General features: G+C 57.8%; 16 protein-coding genes and 2 pseudogenes. 6 read left to right on the top strand and 12 right to left on the bottom strand.

What is annotated here, in order from left to right; translation table 11 throughout:
* Positions 1–133: 133 nt before the first annotated feature.
* Positions 134–846, top strand: a pseudogene (locus tag H9L05_RS03635) (glycosyltransferase family 117 protein).
* Positions 843–3,092, top strand: coding sequence for a DUF2723 domain-containing protein (locus H9L05_RS03625; protein WP_187733065.1), 2,250 nt, complete (start codon positions 843–845; stop codon positions 3,090–3,092). Before H9L05_RS03635 ends, H9L05_RS03625 begins: the two are co-directional and overlap by 4 nt.
* 22 nt (positions 3,093–3,114) lie before the next feature.
* Here the strand turns inward: H9L05_RS03625 and H9L05_RS03620 are convergent, their stop codons facing one another.
* From H9L05_RS03620 to H9L05_RS03575, 11 genes are all read right to left on the bottom strand, one after another.
* Positions 3,115–4,413, bottom strand: a complete 1,299-nt coding sequence (locus tag H9L05_RS03620) for a sensor histidine kinase (protein ID WP_187733064.1) — start codon at positions 4,411–4,413, stop codon at positions 3,115–3,117.
* Between the two features lie 401 nt (positions 4,414–4,814).
* Positions 4,815–4,973: a helix-turn-helix domain-containing protein gene (locus H9L05_RS25785; protein ID WP_317175096.1), complete on the bottom strand. Its 159-nt coding sequence runs from the start codon at positions 4,971–4,973 to the stop codon at positions 4,815–4,817.
* Entirely contained in the window at positions 4,970–6,196 is a 1,227-nt protein-coding gene (locus H9L05_RS03615) for a sigma-54-dependent transcriptional regulator (protein WP_317175095.1), read from the bottom strand. The genes H9L05_RS25785 and H9L05_RS03615 overlap by 4 nt, the downstream gene beginning before the upstream one ends.
* A gap of 105 nt (positions 6,197–6,301) precedes the next feature.
* On the bottom strand, positions 6,302–7,498 hold the full coding sequence (locus H9L05_RS03610) for an FtsX-like permease family protein (protein WP_187733063.1): 1,197 nt from the start codon (positions 7,496–7,498) through the stop codon (positions 6,302–6,304).
* A 26-nt stretch (positions 7,499–7,524) separates the two neighbouring features.
* Positions 7,525–8,772, bottom strand: a complete 1,248-nt coding sequence (locus tag H9L05_RS03605; RefSeq protein WP_187733062.1) for an ABC transporter permease — start codon at positions 8,770–8,772, stop codon at positions 7,525–7,527.
* A 117-nt stretch (positions 8,773–8,889) separates the two neighbouring features.
* Entirely contained in the window at positions 8,890–9,558 is a 669-nt protein-coding gene (locus H9L05_RS03600; RefSeq protein WP_187734171.1) for an ABC transporter ATP-binding protein, read from the bottom strand.
* A 223-nt stretch (positions 9,559–9,781) separates the two neighbouring features.
* The gene (locus H9L05_RS03595; RefSeq protein WP_223284895.1) at positions 9,782–10,255 is read right to left on the bottom strand and encodes a TolC family protein; all 474 of its coding nucleotides are present in this window, start codon (positions 10,253–10,255) and stop codon (positions 9,782–9,784) included.
* An 8-nt stretch (positions 10,256–10,263) separates the two neighbouring features.
* Positions 10,264–10,869 carry a TolC family protein gene (locus tag H9L05_RS03590; RefSeq protein WP_187733061.1) on the bottom strand — a complete coding sequence of 202 codons (606 nt, stop codon included), beginning with the start codon at positions 10,867–10,869 and terminating at the stop codon, positions 10,264–10,266.
* Between the two features lie 401 nt (positions 10,870–11,270).
* Positions 11,271–12,518, bottom strand: a complete 1,248-nt coding sequence (locus H9L05_RS03585) for an efflux RND transporter periplasmic adaptor subunit (protein ID WP_187733060.1) — start codon at positions 12,516–12,518, stop codon at positions 11,271–11,273.
* Between the two features lie 415 nt (positions 12,519–12,933).
* On the bottom strand, positions 12,934–14,451 hold the full coding sequence (locus H9L05_RS25780; protein WP_308422022.1) for an OmpA family protein: 1,518 nt from the start codon (positions 14,449–14,451) through the stop codon (positions 12,934–12,936).
* A gap of 113 nt (positions 14,452–14,564) precedes the next feature.
* Positions 14,565–15,620, bottom strand: coding sequence for an MBL fold metallo-hydrolase (locus H9L05_RS03575; RefSeq protein ID WP_187733059.1), 1,056 nt, complete (start codon positions 15,618–15,620; stop codon positions 14,565–14,567).
* 108 nt (positions 15,621–15,728) lie between these two features.
* On the opposite strand from H9L05_RS03575, the gene H9L05_RS24740 reads away from it, so the two are divergent.
* Together H9L05_RS24740 and H9L05_RS24735 are read left to right on the top strand one after the other, a co-directional pair.
* The gene (locus tag H9L05_RS24740; protein ID WP_187733058.1) at positions 15,729–16,268 is read left to right on the top strand and encodes a glutamate--tRNA ligase family protein; all 540 of its coding nucleotides are present in this window, start codon (positions 15,729–15,731) and stop codon (positions 16,266–16,268) included.
* Positions 16,178–16,651 carry a glutamate--tRNA ligase family protein gene (locus H9L05_RS24735; RefSeq protein ID WP_187733057.1) on the top strand — a complete coding sequence of 158 codons (474 nt, stop codon included), beginning with the start codon at positions 16,178–16,180 and terminating at the stop codon, positions 16,649–16,651. The genes H9L05_RS24740 and H9L05_RS24735 overlap by 91 nt, the downstream gene beginning before the upstream one ends.
* 157 nt (positions 16,652–16,808) lie before the next feature.
* On the opposite strand, the pseudogene nfi reads toward H9L05_RS24735, so the two are convergent.
* Positions 16,809–17,416 (bottom strand): annotated as a pseudogene (nfi, locus tag H9L05_RS03560) (deoxyribonuclease V).
* Between the two features lie 317 nt (positions 17,417–17,733).
* Between nfi and H9L05_RS03555 the strand changes: the two are divergent.
* Together H9L05_RS03555 and H9L05_RS03550 are read left to right on the top strand one after the other, a co-directional pair.
* Positions 17,734–18,333: an RNA polymerase sigma factor gene (locus H9L05_RS03555; RefSeq protein WP_187733056.1), complete on the top strand. Its 600-nt coding sequence runs from the start codon at positions 17,734–17,736 to the stop codon at positions 18,331–18,333.
* A gap of 140 nt (positions 18,334–18,473) precedes the next feature.
* On the top strand, positions 18,474–19,520 hold the full coding sequence (locus H9L05_RS03550) for a FecR family protein (RefSeq protein ID WP_187733055.1): 1,047 nt from the start codon (positions 18,474–18,476) through the stop codon (positions 19,518–19,520).
* Positions 19,521–19,524: the final 4 nt, after the last annotated feature.

Genomic DNA, 19,524 nt, shown 5'->3' with positions numbered 1-19,524 from the left:
GTTTTTTTCATGAATTGAAGGGTTGGATTGGCAGTCGTAAGATAAGAAGGTTTGGCGGCCTCACCCATGCAGGCAACTATAAGTACTTGAGGCGCATCTTTCCCAAACCTTCCCTTAAAAAAGCCCCCAGCCTATGAATTTTCAACGGACGAATAACCTGCTTGGCTGGCTGCTCTTTGCCAGCGCCCTCACGGTATATGTGCTTACGTTGGAGCCCACGGCCAGCTTCTGGGATGCGGGCGAATTCATTGCCAGCGCCCATCATTTGCTGGTGCCGCACCCGCCCGGCGCACCGTTGTTTTTGCTGCTGGGCCGGGTGTTTTCGTTGTTTTCCTTTGGTGATACTACCTTGGTAGCAGGCCTTATAAATGGAGTTTCGGCTGTGAGCAGCGCCTTTACGGTGCTGTTTCTGTTCTGGACAATCACGCTGCTGGCGCGCAAACTGGTGCAAAGCAAGGCACCCAGCACGGAGCCGTCATTCAGTGAGAAAATGCTGATTCTGGGGCAGGCGCTGTGGGGGCGCTGGCCTTTACCTTCTCCGATTCATTCTGGTATAATGCTACCGAAGCCGAGGTATACGCCATGTCCACGCTTTGCACGGCCTTCGTGGTGTGGGCCATGCTGAAGTGGGAAGCCCGCGCCCACGAGCCCTACTCCGACCGGTGGCTTATTCTGATAGCGTACGCGGTGGGGCTGTCCATTGGCGTGCATCTGCTCAATTTGCTGGCCCTGCCGGCGCTGGGGTTTATCTATTATTTCCGCCGCAGCGCCCGGCCTACCTGGCAAGGCGGGTTGCTGACGCTGGTGGTGAGCGGAGCCATTCTGGGGGCATTTTGGTCGGTGTGATTCCCGGCTTGCCCTCCCTGGCCGGCGATTTTGAAGTGTTTTTTGTGAACTCCGTCGGCCTGCCGTTCAACTCCGGCCTGCTGATTTTCCTGGCGGTTTTTGCGGCCCTGATTGGGTTTGGATTTCGCTACGCAAATCGCACGCAAAACCAGCTTCTCCATACCGGTATGCTGGCTTTCGTGTTTATTCTGATTGGCTACTCCTCGTACCTGATTGTGCCGATTCGCTCAAGCTTCAACCCCACCATCGACGAGAACAAGCCCGACGATGTGCTCTCCTTTGTGAGCTACCTCAAGCGCGAGCAGTACGGCGACCGGCCCTTGCTTTATGGCCCGCAGTTCGATGCCCAGCCCGTTGATCAGATTGAAGGTGCGCCGCGCTACGTTCGCGAGGGCGACAAATACGTCGTTCTGGAGCGGCGTATTGAGAACGTGTACGCCTCAGAGGATAAAACCTTGCTGCCGCGCCTGTACAGCAACCGTCCCGGTCATGTAAGCGAGTACCAAAAGTGGGTTGATGTGCAGCCGGAAGTGAAGCCTTCGATGGCCCAAAACCTGAGCTTTCTGCTGCAATACCAGCTGGGCCATATGTACTGGCGCTACTTCCTCTGGAACTTCGTGGGCCGCGAAAGCGACGTGCAGCAAGCCGGCGTAGTATGGCCCACTTCCACCAAAAACGGCTTACCCCAGCTTCTGGCCGACAATAAAGCCCGCAATAATTTCCTGCTGCTGCCCTTGCTGCTGGGCGGTCTGGGACTTGTGTACCAAGTGCGCCGCGACGGACGCAAAGCCTTAGTACTCGGGCTGCTGTTTGGCCTGACGGGCGTGGCTATTGTGCTCTATCTGAACCAACCGCCCATCGAGCCGCGGGAGCGCGATTATACGTTTGTCGGCTCTTTCTACGCGTTTGCCATCTGGATTGGCTTGGGCGTACTGGGGCTGCACGAAGTACTGCGTTATCTGCTGCGTACCCCCAACTTACGGGTGGCAACGGCCATGGTGGGGGGCTTTTTGGTGCCGGGCATTATGGCCGTGGAAGGCTGGAACGACCACGACCGCTCCGGCCGCTACAGTGCCGCCGATTCGGCTCACAACCTGCTCAATTCCTGCGCCCCCAATGCCATTCTCATCACCTTCGCCGACAACGACACTTTCCCGCTCTGGTACGCCCAGGAGGTAGAAGGCATCCGCCGCGACGTGCGCATTGCCGTGCTTCAATATCTGCCCACCGATTGGCATATCGGGCAGCTGCGGCGCCAAAGCTACGACTCGGCCCCGGTGGCCCTAGCCTTGCCCCAAACCAGCTACCAATCGGGTACCAACGACTATTTGCCTTACGTAGCCAACCCCGCGGTGCCGGCCGTGAACGTGCAGGAGTTTATGCAGCTGCTGCGGGAAAATAGCCCCCTGCTGCAAGTACAGACCCAAAGCGGCCAGGAACTGCTCTCGTACCCCTCCGACCAGTTTTACCTGCCCATCGACAAGGATAAAATCAAGCGCCTCGGCATCATTCCGAAGGAGCGGGAAAGCCAGCTGGTCGACCGTATGGAGTGGAGCGTGGGCAAGCAATATCTGGACAAGAGCAAGCTGGTGATTATGGATATTCTGGCCACCAACGACTGGCAGCGGCCGGTGTATTTTGCTAATGCCGTGGCCCAGCAAGAGGGCATGGGCCTGGAGCCTTACTTACAGCTGGAGGGCATGGCCTATCGCATTCTACCCTGCCGCAACCCCGATCCCAAGCCCCAGCGTGTGGGCTACGTGGCCCGCCAGCTCACGTATGATTCGCTGATGAACAAATTCGCGTATCGCAGCCTGAATAACCCAGATGTGTTCTACGACGAAATCAACCGCCGTACGCTGGCCCAATACCGTGACAAATTCGGCCAGCTGGCCCAAGCATACCTGCGGGCCGGTGAGCTATCGAAAGCGAAAGAAGTGGCTCTGCGCTGCCTCCAGGTAATGCCCGACGCTGCCATTCCCTACGACCTCTACACACCCGAGCTGGTAGCGCCGCTGGCCGCAGCCGGCGAAAAGCCTCGCGCTGAGGAGATAATGGATACGCTCACCAGCCGCACGGAGCAGGCCCTGGCTTACTATCGCACCCACGACGAGCAGGCTTTGTTTGAGCAGGAAATAGGCACCAACCTGATGACGCTACAGCGCCTCTACCAAGCCGCCACCGACACCGGCGACCAGGTGCGTGCCGCACGGGTAATAGCCCTGGCGGAGCAGTATGGACGGTAGGGGGTGAGGCCCTCGTTCAGCCTCAAAGCCACACGCTAAACACCGTTCGCCCTTCCGCAATAGTTTCTAGGCTGAAGCGGAACCCGTGCTGGAGCAGGATATCCCGAATCATGGTCAGGCCGATGCCCTGGCCGTCGCGCTTGGTGCTGAAAAATGGGGTGAATAGGCGCCGCTGCACCTCCGGTGCGATGCCGGGGCCGTCGTCCTCTATTTGCAGGAGCGGCGGATTCAGGCGGGTGCGGACGGTGATGTTGCCGTTCTCGCCGATGGATTCGAGGGCGTTTTTGGTGATGTTGATGAGTACCTGCTCAAGCTGTTGGGCGTCGAGGTCGGCGCGGAGCGGCTCCGGGGCCAAATCCCAGTGCCAGGTTACGTGGCGCCGCTCGCTGGGCACCTGCATGAGGCGGTGAATATCGCGCAGCAGCTCGTGCATGTCGCAGGGGCGGCGGGTGGGCACGGGCAGGCGCACGAGGTTGGCAAAGCTGGCAATGAAGTTGGCCAAGTGTGTATTGCGAGCAATGGAAACGTCCAAGGCCTCGCGAAAATCGGGGCGGTCGGTGGGGGCTAGCTGGGGGGCGTAATGGTGGAAGCTTTGCAGAATAGAGTTTATGGCCCCGATGGAGTTGTTGATTTCGTGGCTCATCATCCGAATCAGCTTTTCGTAGGCCTGCTTCTCCTGCCGAATGAGCGCCTGGGTCAACTCTTCCAGCAAAATAAAGTAGCGCGTAAAGCCTCGGTCCAGAAAGTGCGCCGTGGAGGCCCGGTAAGTCTGCATGCCCGAAAGCTGAATTACCTGGGGCTCATCCGGCTTTAGCTGGCTTAAAAAAGCCCCCCAGTCGCCGGGCAGCGCGGCGGGGCGCTGGCTGAGTAGCTCATGGGTTGGGAGCCCCAAAAAGCGCTCGGCGGCGGGGTTTGCGGCTTCTATCCGGCCATCGAAATCCAGAATCAGAATGCCCGCCGGTGAGGCCTGAATCAGGCGTTCGAGCAGAAAGCTTTTCTCGTGCTGGGCCACGCGTTCCTGCCGCAACTCGTCGATCATGTGGTTGTATACATCAATGAGCTGGTCCATTTCGCGCTGGCCTACGGGCACAAATTTCATGGAGAAATCTTTGGCCCGAATGGCCTCGGTACCGGCCGCAATCAGCTGAAAAGGCCGCACAAAGCCGCGGTACAGCTGCGTGGTAAGAACGATTGAAACAATGAGCAGCACCTCCGTGGCCAGAAACAGCTCGGTATTAGTGCGGATATACTGCGCGGCCAGCGCAATCAAAACCCCGTGAATGATGACAACAAAGAGCAGGAATTTGACGCGCAGGGTCATAGAAGAGACAGAAAATAGAGCGCCAAGCTAGAGAAATAGGCAATCAGAACGAAGCTCCCCTCCTCAGACGAGGAGGGGATGTCGAAGCGCAGCTGAGACGGGGGTGGTTGAGGACGTTGCTGATGTTGTTTGGTTGAACGACATTAAAGGCGGTCATGCAGAGCGGAGCGGAGCATCTCGCATGCTGATGTTGCAATGGTAACTCAACTAAACACGCGAGATGCTTCGCTCCGCTCTGCATGACGTTCTATATACCCGTTCCCGTTAAACAATATCAGCAACGTCCTCAACCACCCCCGTCTCAGCTGCGCTCTACATGACAAACGCGAGTTATTCAACATTTGCCAAGCACCTTTAATACCACCTCAGCTAAGGAGAACTAGCATTTAATCTCTAATCCTTCACTTCTCTGCGGCATCAAAGGGAATTCCGAACTTCTCCAGGCGGCGGTATAGAGCACCTCGGCTCAGGCCCAGGGCTTTGGCTACGCGGCTCACGTTGCCGCTGTAGTGCTCCATGGATTTGCGGATCATTTGCGACTCCAGCTCGTCGAGGGTCATGGTGCCGACGGGGGGCAAATCGGTGCCCTCCGGGCTTCTGGGGGTATTTTTTGGAAGTGCGCCTGGAAATCTTCGGGCCCTAGCTCGTCTTTGCCGCTTACCAATACGGCTCTTTCTACCAGGTTTTTTAGCTCCCTGATGTTGCCGGCCAGAGGTAGGGTGCGCAGCCAGTGCAGGGCAGCCGTACTCACGCGGAGCGCCGGGCGGTGGTAGGTGGTGCGCAGGTTTTGCACGAAGAAGTTGACCAGCAGCGGAATATCATCGGGGCGCTCGCGCAGGGCCGGCAGACGCACGGTAATGAGGTTGATGCGGTAGAATAAGTCCTCGCGGAAGCGGCCCTCGCGCACCAACTCGGCTAGGTTGCGGTTGGTGGCGCAAATCACGCGGATATCGAGGGTGCGGGGGCGACTGTCGCCGAGTACTTCGTAGGTGCGGTCTTGCAGCACGCGCAGCAGTTTTACCTGACTGCTTAGGTCCAGCTCGCCGATTTCGTCCAGGAAGATGGTGCCTTTATTGGCTAACTCAAAGCGGCCCACACGGTCGGCTTTGGCATCGGTAAAAGCCCCCCGGCGGTGCCCAAACATCTCACTTTCGAACAACGAAGCCGAAATGCCCCCCAGATTCACTTTCACGAAAGCTTTGTCGCGGCGGTGGCTGTTGCGGTGAATGGCTTCGGCAATCAGCTCCTTGCCCGTGCCGCTTTCGCCTTCTATCAGCACCGAAGCATCGGTGGCGGCTACCTGGCCCACGCTGCGCAACAAGTGCAAGAGTTGCGGATCGGTGCCGACGATGTTAGCAAAATCGTAGCGCTTGTCCAGCTCTCGGCGGCTGAGCGTATCCTCTTTTGCTGGCGCATCCTGAAGGCTCAGAATCGTGCGAATAGTCTGGAGCAGGGCCTCATTATTCCAGGGCTTCGTAACAAATTCCGCCGCGCCTGCCTTGATGCCTTCCACGGCTAGCGAAATGGAACCCCAGCCCGTGATGAGGATAACGGGCACCTGGGGGGCAATTTTCTGGGCCAGCCCCAGCAAGGCAAGCCCATCCTGCCCGCTCGTGTCGAGCGAGAAGTTCATATCCATGAGCATCAGCTGGGGCTGCGATTCCTGCAGGCTTTGCAGGGCCTCAGCGGGTGTGGCCACTCCTTTAGCCTGGTAGCCAGCCTGCTTCAGCAACAAACCCAACGAGGTGCGCACGGCCACATCGTCGTCAATAATCAGAATCATAGCGCAGAAAGGCGAAGAACGAGGTTCGGGCGGAAAGTTGAAAGCGACGAGGTTGCCAAACCATTTTGCGGAGCCAGCGGCACACGCCGGCTGCAAGCGAAATCTTTATTCCTCGCGCAACGATACGGCGGGCTGAATACCGGCTGCGATGCGGCTGGGCTGCCAGGCGCAAATGGCAGTGAGCGCGAAGATGATGAGCGTGGCCAGCAGCATGGCCTGCAAATAAACGCCCGAAGCGACTCCAAACACACCCAGCAATGGAAACTGCATCGCCAGACCCAGGCCCAGCACCACGCCCAAGGTGGTGACAACCAGCATTTCGCCCAAAAATTGCCCCCCAATGCCGGCCCCGGTGGCTCCCAGCGCCCGCCGCAGACCAATCTCGGCTTTGCGCTGGTTGATGTTGTACCACAGCACCCCAAACAGGCCCAGCGCCACGTTCAGAATCAGGAAGCCGCACACCAGCCCAAGCACGATAAGGGGCGTCAGCACGAATTTCAGCTTCGCCACACGGTTTTGCTCCAAGGAGTTTACCGTCACCGACCAGCCCTTGGTCACGTTGCTGATTTCCTTGATCAGCTGCTTCTCCAGCATGGCCCCGCTGCCGGGCTGCACACGCAGCAGCAGTACGGGCAACTCGTAGCTCGAGGCTTTCTTCGTCATGTCGTAATCCAGGGCGCGGCGGCGAAAGCTGAGGGGCGCGTCCTCGGTAAAGTCGCTGGCGGCGCGGTAGCCGGCTATTACACCTACTACCTGCCATTCCTTCTCGCCTTTCTCGTCGGTAAATATCTGGCCTACTGCTTTTTCATTGGGAAACGCAGCGTTTTTGAGCGCCGTGTTGATAACAATAGGCGTGCGCGTGCTGGCCGCGTCGCGGTGGTCGAACCAGCGGCCTTCCACTACCTTGAGCTTCATCACGTCCCGAAAATCGTCGTCGGCGTCGAAATTATCGTTGTAAGGCATCTGTTTGCCTTTGTAAGAATAAGCGCCGTTCATCGTGCTGAAGGAGAAGGGCGTATTTGAGCTCGTTTTGGTCACGCCAATCACCCCTTTAGTTGCTTTTAAGCGCTGCATGGTAAGCTGCAGCTTCTGATTGTAGGCGGTAGTGTCGGCACCGGGGTTGAGGTTGATTTCCCACACATTCTGGTAGTCGAAGCCCATGGGCTGGCGATAGTTATACACGTTATACACCAGCAGGCTGCTCACTACAAAGAGCACAAAAAAGGACAGCACGATTTCCACAATCAGCAGCAGATTAGACCGCTTGCGATTCCAGATCAGAGTAAACAGATGACGTATCATGGGATAAAGAGGCTAGGGAAGTTCGATTAGTTCGTGCCGCCCTTCAGGGCTTGAATGGGCTGCACCCTCGACATTTTGAAGGCCGGATACACCCCCGACAGCACTCCGAAAAACACGGCGGCTAGTAGGGCCCAGGCAAACACGCGCAGGTTGAGCGTGAGTTGGGCGTAGGGAATAAAGCTGGAGCCGCTGATCAGCTCCAGAGCGCCGTAAGCCAGCAAGAGCCCGACCAGCGCGCCAAGTAAGGTCAGGAAGATGTTTTCGATCAGAAACTGCCCCACCAGCGTGGTGCTGGTGGCTCCAAAAGCCTTGCGGACCCCAATTTCGGAGCTGCGCTCCATGATGCGGCTTAGGTTGATATTCACCAGATTCAGGGCCGGTAGCGACATGAACAGCAGCGCCAGGCCAAAAGCTATAAAATAGAAGAGCGTAGTCTGGTCCGATTCCGATTCGCCCTGCCCAAACAGCTGGCGGGTGAACGTGGCCAGCAGGCCATCCGCGTGGGTATAAATTCCCTTTACATCGGGGTTCGGATTGGCAACGTGTTTTATCACTTGCTGATACTCCGCGTCGATGGCTGCCAGGTCGGTGCCTTCCGGGGCCAGTAGCGCCGCGAAATATTCGCCCCCCAGCGCCGGATTGCGAATGTCGGCCTTGGTGGTAGTCATGGGGGCCCACACTTCGGCGTAAGAATTAAAGCGCAGCACCGGCACATCACTCACCACGCCAATCACCCGAAACTTCGTCTGGTCTACTTCAATGGTGCGGCCCACCACGCCCTTATCTACCCCAAAGTATTCGCGGGCCGTAGTTTGCGAAATAACCACCACGCGGTTGGCGTCGCGCAGGTCGTTGGCATTGTAGGGCTTGCCTTCGAGGAAGTTGAAATCGAAGATCTCCCAAAAAAAGTTGTCGGTAAACTTCAGGTCGAGCTCCAGCTTCTTGTTGCCGACGTAGCTGGGCGTAGCATGAAACATCGAATAAAAAGTCATTTTTTCGGGCGTCTTCATCGGGCGCACATACTTATCCAGAAAGTAGGGGCTGGGTGGGGTGTTCATTTGCCCCCCATCCTTGAAGCGCTGGCTTATAAAAGTGATAAACGCCATGCGCTTGATGCGCGACTCGGGCGCGTGAGCCCCTTGGGCATTGTCGGACATGGCTACTATCACCAGCAGTACCATCAGCGTAAAGCTGATACCAAACAGACTGATGAAGGTGAAAAACTTGCGCCGCAGCAAGACCTTCCAGGCGATTTTTAGATAGGAGAGAAGCATGGGAATAAAGGTGAAATTGTGAGGTGGTGAAATGGTGAATTTGAGATTTAGTGAGTGATGAAATTTTGCATGAGTCAGACGACAAACTCACCATTTCACCACTCACAAATTCACCACTTACTGTACCTGGCTGCCGTCGAAAAAGCGGATCAGACGCTCTGTTTTCAGGGCCTGATGCTCGTCGTGGGTTACCATCACAATGGTGGTGCCCTCCTCCCGATTCAGGGTAAGGAGCAGGTCCATTATTTCCTCACCCATCACCGAGTCGAGGTTGCCGGTGGGCTCGTCGGCCAGAATGATTTCGGGACGGCCGGCCAGGGCGCGGGCAATGGCCACGCGCTGGCGCTGCCCGCCGGAAAGCTGGCTGGGAAAGTGCGTGGTACGGGCGCTCAATCCCACTTTATCGAGGGCAGCATGGGCGCGCTGCCGCCGCTCTTTGCCCCCCACGCCGGCGCGGTACAGCAAGGGCAGCTCCACATTGTCCAGCACCGAGAGGTCATTGATCAGATGATAGCTTTGGAAAACGAAGCCAATTTTCTGGTTGCGCAAATGCGCCAGCTCCTTATCAGAGTATGACTTCACCGGCCGCCCATCCAGCTCCAAAAGGCCCCCTGTGGGCTCATCCAGCAGCCCGATGATGCTGAGCAGCGTAGACTTACCGCAGCCCGATGGCCCCATCACCGACACAAACTCGCCCTTGTTGATGCTCAGGTTCACGCGGTTCAGGGCCACCGTTTCGATGGTTTTGGTCTGGTATACTTTCTCGATGTCGGTGAGCTTAATCATGGGCGGCGCGGTGGCAAAAGTGGAGGATGGCGAGGCAGAGTGAGGCTGAGTGGTAGTAGCGTTCATGATTGAAGAGAATGAAGTGTCGTTTCAGAGGAAAATGAGCCTAAAGCGTTTGTCATGCAGAGCAGTAGCGAAGCATCTCGTGGGCTGATGCTGGATTACTACTTCTACTACCGCGAGCGAGATGCTTCGGCTCCGCCTCTGCATGACCGCCTTTTTTTTACTTGCCCGCAATCAAGGGTTGCTGGCGTTCGAAGTCATACAAAGTCAGGGCGCGCAGACGGTAGTAAGCTATCCAGCCTGCCCGCAGCGCCACGATGTAGGCCCGCTTGGCCTGGTCCTTTTCCGACAAGGCAATGTTCAGATCAGTAAGGCTGTAGCGGCCAACCTGGTAGGTGGCGCGGGCAATGTCGTAGCGGCGTTGGGCCAGCGTGTCGGCGCGGGCGGCCAGGGCCAGCTGCTCGCTTAGCGTACTCAGCTGGGCGGCTTGCGAGAGTACCGTCTGCTCGAAGGTAGCCTGGCTTTGCTGCACGTTGCGCTGCACCTGCTGGCGCGTGAGCTGGGCGGTTTTGATAATGGATTTCTGCCGGCCCCAATCCACCAGCGGCATCGAGAAAGCCAGCCGTACCTGCTGCTGATTCAGAGGGTCCTGGTAGCTGTCGAGGAAGCGGTCGGCGCGGTTTACGTAGCCCAGGTTGGCGGTCAGGCTGGCTTGCAGGCCGGTGGTGCCTTTGGCCCAGCCACGCTGCTGTCGGCTTGCAGCAGCTGGCGCTGGTAGGTGAGCATTTCGCTGCGGTTTTGGCGGGCCAGGTTCAGTGCTTTATCAGGTGCCACCACGAGTTGAGCAGGTGGCGGGGGCACTTGCAGCGAAACCGCCGTGCCGCCAATGCTGGTGTAGTTCTGTAGCTCCAGAGCCGCATTTTGGGCATCCAGCACGGCCTGGCCCTGATTGCGGCGGGCCGTGAGCAGGTTTACTTCGAGCTGCAACAAATCGTTCTGCGACAGGCGGCCAAGCTGGTAGCGCTCCTTGCCCATGCGCAACATTTCCTCATTAGCCCGCACGTTCTGGCCTGCTACTTCGGCATTTACCTGCTGCTGCAACACGTCAAAATACAGCTCCGTAATGCGCTGGGCAATGTTTTCGCGCTGGGCTACAAACTGCCGCTGCGACTCCTCGTAGCGGAGCGGCTCAATGCGGCGGGCCCAGTACAGCCGGTTGTAGCCACCGATGGGCTGAGAAAGACCGATGATGGCAGGCGTGGTGTTGTAGCGGCGCTGATTGCGGTCGAAGTCATCGAAGCGCTGCACATCGGAGCTGACGAAAATTTGCCCCCAGTGAGCCCGATGTTCTGGCTCATCGTCACGGCCAGGGTGGAATTGTTGATGCGCACGGCCCGGAAATCGGTGGTGCCGTCGGGCTGAATAACCGGCGCGATAACCCGGCTGAAATCAGGAATAGTGCCTTGCAACGACAGCTGGGGCATGTAGGCCGCGCGGTAAGTGCGCCAGCGCCAGTAGCTGGTTTCGCGGCTCGTCTGGGCCTGCTGGGCCACCGCCGATTGGTCGAGGGCCAGCTCAATTACCTGCGGAAGGCTGAGCTGCTGCTGGGCATGGACGGCTGGAGCAAAAGCCAGAAGCAAGGCGGCGCCAACAGCGCGCAAACCTTTGTATAGTGCTCTGGGGGGCTTTTTTGAGCGTAGCATGGCGCGTTATTGCTTGATGGTTAGCTCGCGGGTTTCGGCGTGGTCTTTCATATCGGTCAGGATAATCTCGTCACCGGGTTGCAGGCCGTTGGTTACCTGCACGAAGTCGAAATTGCTGTCGCCGAAGCTGACGGTGCGCCGCTCGGCTTTACCATCGCGCACCACAAATACCGCCTGCTCAGTGCCGCCCTGGTAGAAAGGACCGTTCTTGACGCGCAGCGTCTTTTTGTGCGATTTGGTTACCACATACACATCCACGCGCAGGTTGGAGCGCAATAATGGGTGGTCTTCGTCGTCGAGCTTGGCGTAAAAGGTTACCACGCCCTTGTCCACGGCCGGACTCACGGCGCTGATGCTGCCGCGCAAATCGGTATCGTTTACCCGTACTATCACCGGGTCGCCCACGTGCAGGGCCTCGGCGTAGGCATCGGCAATGGTGGCGCGCACCCGAAAGCTGCTCAGGTCGGCCACGCGGGCCAGAACGTCGCCCTGGTTCACGGTGGCCCCGATGTCTTCGTTTACCCACGTCAGCACGCCGGGCTGCTGGGCGCTTATATCGGCCTGGCCCAGCTTGCGGGCTAGCTCCGTGATGTTGCGGTCCTGAATCTGCATGGTGAAGCCTAGCTCGCGGGTGTCGGCGGCGTTGGCCTGGCGCTGATTGCGAATCTGGTCCTGGAGGCGCTTCAGCTCCAGCTTGGCTAAGTGTAGGTTCAGCTCGGCCTGCCGCACACTCTCGGCCGTGCCGCTCCCGATTTTCAGCAAGTGCTCCTCGTCGCGGAGTGTCGATTCCTGGCTCCGAATCTTCACTTGCTGCACCTGCGCCTGACTTTGCAGGTCGTTCAGGGTGCGCTCCATGGTCAGGTTCAGCTGGGTGCTTTTATTCCGGTTTTGCAGCTGCCCGTCCTGTAGTTTGGCCAGCTCGCTGCTGGTTAACTCCTTATCCAGCTCCAGAATAGTCTGGCCGGGCTTAAGTGCGCTGCCCACCGGCACTACTACCCGGCGCACCGTCGATTGAATGGGGCTGGTTATCACCGCCTCCCGGCCCGGAATCACGAATCCCGTGGCTGTCAGGGCCGCCTCCACATCGCCAACTTCGACGGTGGTAGTGAGAATATCCTGGCGGTTGATGCTCGGCTTGAGTACGCCCCGAAAGGCCACCAGCACCACAACTACCCCCAGCACCACGAGGCCAGCCAGCAGCCAGGTGCGGCGACGGCGCTTGGTTTGCGTGGCGGGAGAAATAGCTCTGTCCATTTTTAGATAGAAATGAGGTGGTTTTCTACCTAGATAGCCAAGTGCTATGCCATTAATCTATTTATTTGATAATGAATAGTTTATGCTAACAAAATCAAATTAGCACATTCAAAAAAGTGTCCATTCTTGGACAAAGTGTTCAGTATTGAAATGGGGAATGAACAAGATTGGACAGCAAGTGCCAGAACGATGTAGAGACGCAATACTTTGCGTCTCGGCGTCCGCGCCGTTGGGTTGTGTTGGCTGTATAGAAAAGGCTTGACAACCAAACAACATCAGCAACGAGCGCAACCACCCCAGCCGCGCCTCCGGCACGGCGTCCCCTCCTTGGTAAGGAGGGGAGCTTGACGTTCTAAAAGCAAAAAAAGCGGCAAGCCAATATGGCTTGCCGCTTTTAATAACTACTACCTGGGGGCTATTTCTGTTCGCCTTCAGGCTTGGGAGTTTCGTTGGCTTCTTCCGGCAAAACGAGGTCGAACTCGACGCGGCGGTTAAGGGCGCGGCCGGCAGCGGTGGCATTCGTGGTGATAGGCTTGCTTTCACCATAGCCACGCGATTCAATTCGCTCCGCAGGAATGCCTTTTGTCAGCATGTAGGTGCGGGCAGCGGCAGCGCGGTCATCGGAAAGCTTTAGGTTGTAAGCGTCGCTACCCTGGCTGTCGGTATGGCCGGCTATGCTCAGGATATAGTCGGGGTACTCATTGAGCACCTTCACCAAATCTTCGAGCGTAGGGTAAGAGCTAGGCTTGAGAACTGCCTTGTTCAACTCAAACTGGATGAACTTGGTGGCAGCTTCGAGGCGCTTTTTGGTTTCAACCTTAATCTCCGGGCAGCCTCGGTTGGTGGCAGGGCCAGCCGAGTTAGGGCAGCGGTCCTGGAAGTCAGGCACACCGTCACCGTCGGTGTCGAGCGGGCAGCCGGTGGCATCTACTTTCACATTGGCCGGCGTATCGGGGCATTTGTCGTCGGCGTCGGTTACGCCGTCGCTGTCAGCATCGGGGCAGCCTTGCAGCTCGGCTTTGCCGGCTGTATCGGGGCATTTGTCGTCGGCGTCGCGGATGCCGTCGCCATCACGGTCTGGGCAGCCTTCGAGGGCGGGTAGTCCTTTTTCAGCCGGACATTTATCCTGATAATCCGGCACACCATCGCCGTCACTGTCTATCGGGCAGCCATTCGCATCCACGGCTACGCCGCTGGGCGTGCCGGGGCACTTGTCTTTGCGGTCGGCAATGCCATCACTGTCCTCATCCTTGGCTCGGCCGAAGTTGAACGTAACACCCGCAGAATGTTGCAGATAGCGGTCATTCAGGTCGCCTTTATCCACGTTGTCAATCGTGTTGGTCAGGGCATAGATCTGGCCGGTCTGCACGAAGATGCCGAAGGAGGGCGAGAAGTTCAGGGCGATACCGGCCGCGCCGTGCAAATACGCCGCGTAGTGGTCTTTGTTGCCCTGGAAGGTTTCGCCCCCGGTGCCCGTGTTGATGAACTTATCCGAGGAGGCAATCATCAAGCCCGGCGCTAAGCTCAGGTAGGGGGCAAAGATGGCGTCCTCTTTCAGGGCCCAACCGTTGTTGAGCTTGAACTTGATGGGCACCCCAATCGTGGTCACGTTCGCGTCGAAGCGCCGGATGGCGGGGGCCAAATCCTCAATGGGCTTGAGCGTCTTGGTCGAGAACTTCATGTCCCCGTAGTTGGCCGACAGGCCGATGTCCAGGCCCGGCGTCAGGTACCGGGAGAGGGTGATGCCTCCGCCGTACTCGATCTTGTTGGACTTGAACCACTCCGAGCCCAGGTCGCCGTGGTATTGCAGGGTGCTGCCGTAAAGGCTAATGCCGGTCTTGCGGTCCGCGCTTTGAGCGTGACCCTCGGGGGCCGTTGCTAGCAGCGCTGCACCCGAAAGCAGCAATTTGGATAAAGTAGAGAGTAATCTCACAGGAATTAATTAAAAGGGAGGCTTTTATTGAACTAAGGCTATATACTATCAATAACGAGTATGGGTTTCGATCCTGTTGAATTGTTGAGCTTAATGTGTCCAGTGGGTATTCATTATTTCATGGTCCAGCCAGCGCCTTCGGGTAAAACCAGAAAAACGCTGTCGGCTAAATTTTTAGCGCGTAGTGCTTTACGCAAATCCGTGACGGGCTCGGTTAGGCCATCATCGGCGAGCTGGAAGGTGCCGAAATGGGTGGCAATGCTGCGGCGGGCGCCCAAATCCTGGTGGGCCTGCACCGCTTGGGCGGGCGAGATGTGAATGGGAGCCATAAACCACTCGGGCCGGTAAGCGCCGATGGGTAGAATAGATAACTCAATTGGCCCCAGCCGCTCCCCGATTTCCTTGAAAAACGGGCCGTAGCCGGTGTCGCCAGCATAGTAGATGTTGCCGCGCGTGGTGCTCAGCGCCCAGCCCGCCCACAGCGTAGCGTCGCGGTCGCGCAGGCCGCGGCCGGAAAAGTGCTGGGCGGGTACGGCGGTGAGCTTTACCGTGGAACTAAGCGGCAAGGCCTGCCACCAGTCCAGCTCGGTTACGTTGCCGATTTTCTCCTCGTCCAGAAATGCTTTGATGCCCAGCCCCACAAAGATGCGCGGCTGGTCGCGGGCGGCGAGGCGGCGCAGGGTATTCAGGTCGAGGTGGTCGTAGTGGTTGTGGCTGATGACGATGGCGTCGATGGGGGGCAAATCGTCGAAGCGCAGGCCCGGTGGGCGCAGCCGCTTGGGGCCAATCCACTGGTAGGGGCTGGTGCGCTCACTCCAGATGGGGTCGGTCAGCACGTTCAGGCTATCAAACTGCAACAGGAAAGTGCCATGATTGACAAACGTGACGCGCACCTGCCCGCGGCCGACGCGGGTGGGCGGCTTGGGTCCGGGGGGCAAATCGGGCTGTTCGGGCCACTCACCTTTGTCGCGGTTGAGCATCCATTTCAGCAAAGGACCCATTCCTTCCTGCGCTTTTACGCCGCCCGCATTCTGGAAGGTTTCGCCATTGAAATGGTCGGAAACGGGGCCGCGGTATTTGGGGGCCGAAATGGAGCATCCTGCCACAAAGCCACCCACGGCCAGCAGTGCAAACAGGCCCAGGGCCCAGAATAAGTAGCGACGCAGCATAGAGGAGGTTGTAGAAAGCTTCTCGTTGTACCGGCTTGCCCGTCAAAGGTTTTGTTCGATTACCAAACCCGCGGCGGATTGGGACAAGTGCGTAATTTGCTCCCCAACATGGCTAATGTAGCTTTTAATGACCCGGTACGCGGACGTTTGGCCCCAACGCCCAGCGGCTACCTGCACCTGGGCAACGCCGTAAACTTTGTACTCACCTGGCTGCTCGTGCGCCGGGCCGGCGGCCACTTGCACCTGCGCATCGACGACCTCGACCGCGCCCGTTTGCGCCCGGCTTACCTGGAGAATATCTTCCAGACCATCCGCTGGCTTGGGCTCGATTACGACACCGGTCCCCGCGATGCGGAAGAGTTTGAGCAAGCGTATTCGCAGCAGCATCATCTGGCCGAGTATCAAGCTATGCTCGATGATTTGCGCTCGAAATCGGGGTTGGTGTATGCCTGCACTTGCTCGCGCACCAGCAATTTGCCCCCAGCCCGGCAACGATGCCCGAAAGCGGGTGCCGGAGCTGTCAGGCCACATTTGCTACGGCCGGCGCCGCCTGGCGCGTGCGCGTGCCTGCCACGCCCGTTGCCATCGTCGATGCGTGGCGCGGCCCTTTGCAGGCAGATTTGGCAGCCACTATGGGCGACTTTGTAATACGCAAAAAAGACGGAATGCCCGCTTACCAAGTGGCTTCACTGGTCGATGATCTGCGCCTGGGCACTACGCTCATCGTGCGCGGCGAGGACTTATTGCCGAGTACGGCCGCGCAGCTTTTTTTAGCTTCTCAGTTGCCCACTACGGCTGGGTTTGCTCACGCTCAGTTCATCCACCACGGCTTACTATTGGGTGCTGGGGGGCAAAAATTATCCAAATCGCAGCAGCAACCGCTTGATCGGGGAATAGTAGGCGCAACCAACTCACCACGAGTAGTCTATGCCGCTGTAGCGGAGCTGCTGGCGCTGTCTACAGCGGCGGGCGAATCGCTGGCGGCCTTACAGCAGGCATTTACGGATTCGGGGGTTGGCGGCGCAGTTTGATTATTCTTACAAGCTTAAATAAGAACGTCATGCAGAGCACAGCGAAGCATCTCGCGTGCTGACACCAGATTAGTAACCCAGCTAAACACGCGAGATGCTTCGCTGTGCTCTGCATGACCGTCTACCGTTTGCAGGCAAAAACAAGTCATGGGAAGCCTCAGCGAATCTCTTTCTTAAACTGCTCGGCCCAATGATCCGCCAGGCGTGTAGGCTCTGGGAGCTTGTAGCCGCGGGTGCAGGCTACGGCGAGGCGCGTGGCGTTGGCCTGGTCGCAGCGGTGGCCAGGGCTGACGAATACAGGCAGCACGCGGTCCTTGGTGCGCAGCACTTCCCCGATTAATTCGCCTTTGTCGAGCAGCGGCGACCGGCTGCCGGCCGTGGGGCGGGGTCCTCAAATTTGCCGGTGAGCAGGCTTTTGGCCACCCCGAAAGTAGGCGTATCGAGCAGCACGCCGAGGTGAGCGGCAATACCCATGCGGCGTTTGTGCGCAATGCCGTGCCCATCCACCATAATTACATCGGGCTTTTGTTGAAGCTTTTCGTAGGCTTTCAGCAGGTTGGGCGCTTCGCGAAACGCCAGAAAGCCGGGCACATACGGCACCGTTACGGGGCCTACATGATAAACTTTCTCCACCAACTCCAGCGTGGGGTAACGCAGCAGCACAAACACCGATAGAATGGTTTCCGGTGTGGGAAATGAGGAGTCACAGCCGGCAATGAAGGTAGGCTCGGCGTGGAGGGGCTCTATTCGGACACGGGTGCGCATTTCTTCCTGCTGCTGGGTCAGGTCGCGAACTACGATGGGGTCGGCGGGCGGGTGGTAGGGGCGGTACATATAGCGGGAGAAAGGCTGGGGGCAAATTTCCCTTCTACGAATGGCTGTTGGAAAAGCTGACGAATGGTGTTTCAACGCCAACTTTTTTGCGTACTATGAGCCAAATCCCGGTCGTTAGCTTGAATCAATTCGCGCCCAGCCCGGTTTGACTAGCTTAGCCGGGGGGCAAGTTGGTTGGGGCTGGCATGTAAGCTACTGACAAGCAGTGTAATGGCAATGTGTCTGGTCGCTTACATTATTTGAATTTCGTGAAGTCCTTTTCTGTTCGCTTATACGCTTCTTACACCGACGCTGACCTGCTGCAAGCTTTGCGGGCAGATGATGAGGGTGCATTCGAGGAGATCTATAAGCGTTACTGTTATCGGCTGTTCACGGTGGCCTACCGGAAGCTTAAGCAGCGGGAAGAAGCCGAGGAGTTGGTTCAGGACTTGCTGGCCGACCTCTGGAGCCGGCGCGCCAGCCTGCAGATTCAGCAGCTCGATCAGTACTTGTTTTCGGCCGTTCGGTACCGGATTATCAACTTCATCAAATCACGGAAGCTGAAGTCGGGCTATGAGCTGTATTGCCAGCTTCACGCGTCGTCCAGTACGGCTAATACCGAAAATTTCCTGGCCCTCAATGACTTGAACGACGCCTTGCTGGCCGGTGTGGAGAATCTGCCCGAAAAATCCCGGCAGGTATTTCAGCTCAGCCGGTTGGAGCATTGTACCGTACCCGAAATCTCGGTGCGGGTCAACCTCTCGGAAAAAACGGTGGAGTATCACCTGACCAAGGCGCTAAAGCTGCTGCGGAGCTACCTGCGCGACTTTTTGGTGCTTACGCTCTCTTTGTTTACTTTTTTACAGTAAGGTAAAACGCACGTTGGCAGTTACATAGCTGGTGGGGGCAAATTGGTGTGGCTTTTCTTGCAAAAAAAGCCAGAATGGGTTTAGGGTTACTGGCTAGTTCGCTGACTTGATAAGTGGAAGCTTGCTAAACCCCTTATCCAGTGACTGAAGACGAATTTTACGCCTTGCTTCAACGCTACCTCGATGGCCGCTGCACGCCCGCCGAACGGGCGCGGGTAGAGCAGTGGTACAATCATTTGGAGGAGGCCGACGGCACGGTGCTGCTGAGTCAGAATCAGGAAGCGGTGGAAGATGCCATTTGGCAGCGCCTCCATCAGCAGACTAAAGCCGCCGCTGCTTCCGAAACCCGCGTACTGGTTCATCCGGCAAGCTTTTGGCAGAAGCCTCAGATGCAGGCCGCCGCGCTGGTGCTATTGGTGCTTAGCCTGGGGCTGTTGCTGCTGTTTACCAAGTCCTCCCACACGCGCCAGTCCCAGCCAACGGTAGCGGCCGCCGATGGGTGGACCCGCCACCGCAACACGACCCGGCAGGTGCAGCAGTTTCAATTGCCGGATAAAAGCCGGATCACGCTGCATCCGGGTAGTAGGCTGCGGTATCTGACGGCATTTACGGGCCCCAAGCGGAAAGTATATCTTCAGGGAGAAGCCTTTTTTCAGGTCAGCAAAAATCCCGCGCGCCCCTTCCTGGTTTTCACCCGCCAGGTAGTGACTACCGTGCTTGGTACCAGTTTCCGGGTGAAGGCCTACGCCGAGAGCAAAGTGGCCTCGGTAGCGGTAAGTGAGGGAAAAGTAGCCGTGCAAGCCCGCAAACCTGCCACGTCCGACACGGCGCCGCTGGCCGCCCCAAGCATACTGCTGCTGCCCAATCAGCAGGTGGTGTACTCTGCCGTCAGTCGGCGGCTGAAAAAGGAACTGGTTGATAAGCCCGTGGTGCTGGCGCCGCAGTCCTTCGAGTTCGAGGAGCGCCCCGTGACGGAGGTGCTACAGGCCCTGGAAAAAGCCTACGGAGTTGACATCGAGTACGATAAAGCCACGCTGGCTGGCTGCACCGTCAGCATCACCTTCTACGACGAGCCCTTATTTGAAAAGCTGGGCTTGCTGTGCAAGTCGCTGGATGCCTATTACAGCTTGTCGGATGCGCAGATCATCATGCACAGCAAGGGCTGTCAGCCGCCGCTGGGGGGCTAATTGC

Source organism: Hymenobacter qilianensis, assembly GCF_014489555.1.
Classification (GTDB): domain Bacteria; phylum Bacteroidota; class Bacteroidia; order Cytophagales; family Hymenobacteraceae; genus Hymenobacter; species Hymenobacter qilianensis.
The sequence above is the reverse complement of the archived record's forward strand: the minus strand, read 5'-3'. Positions and strand labels throughout refer to the sequence as shown.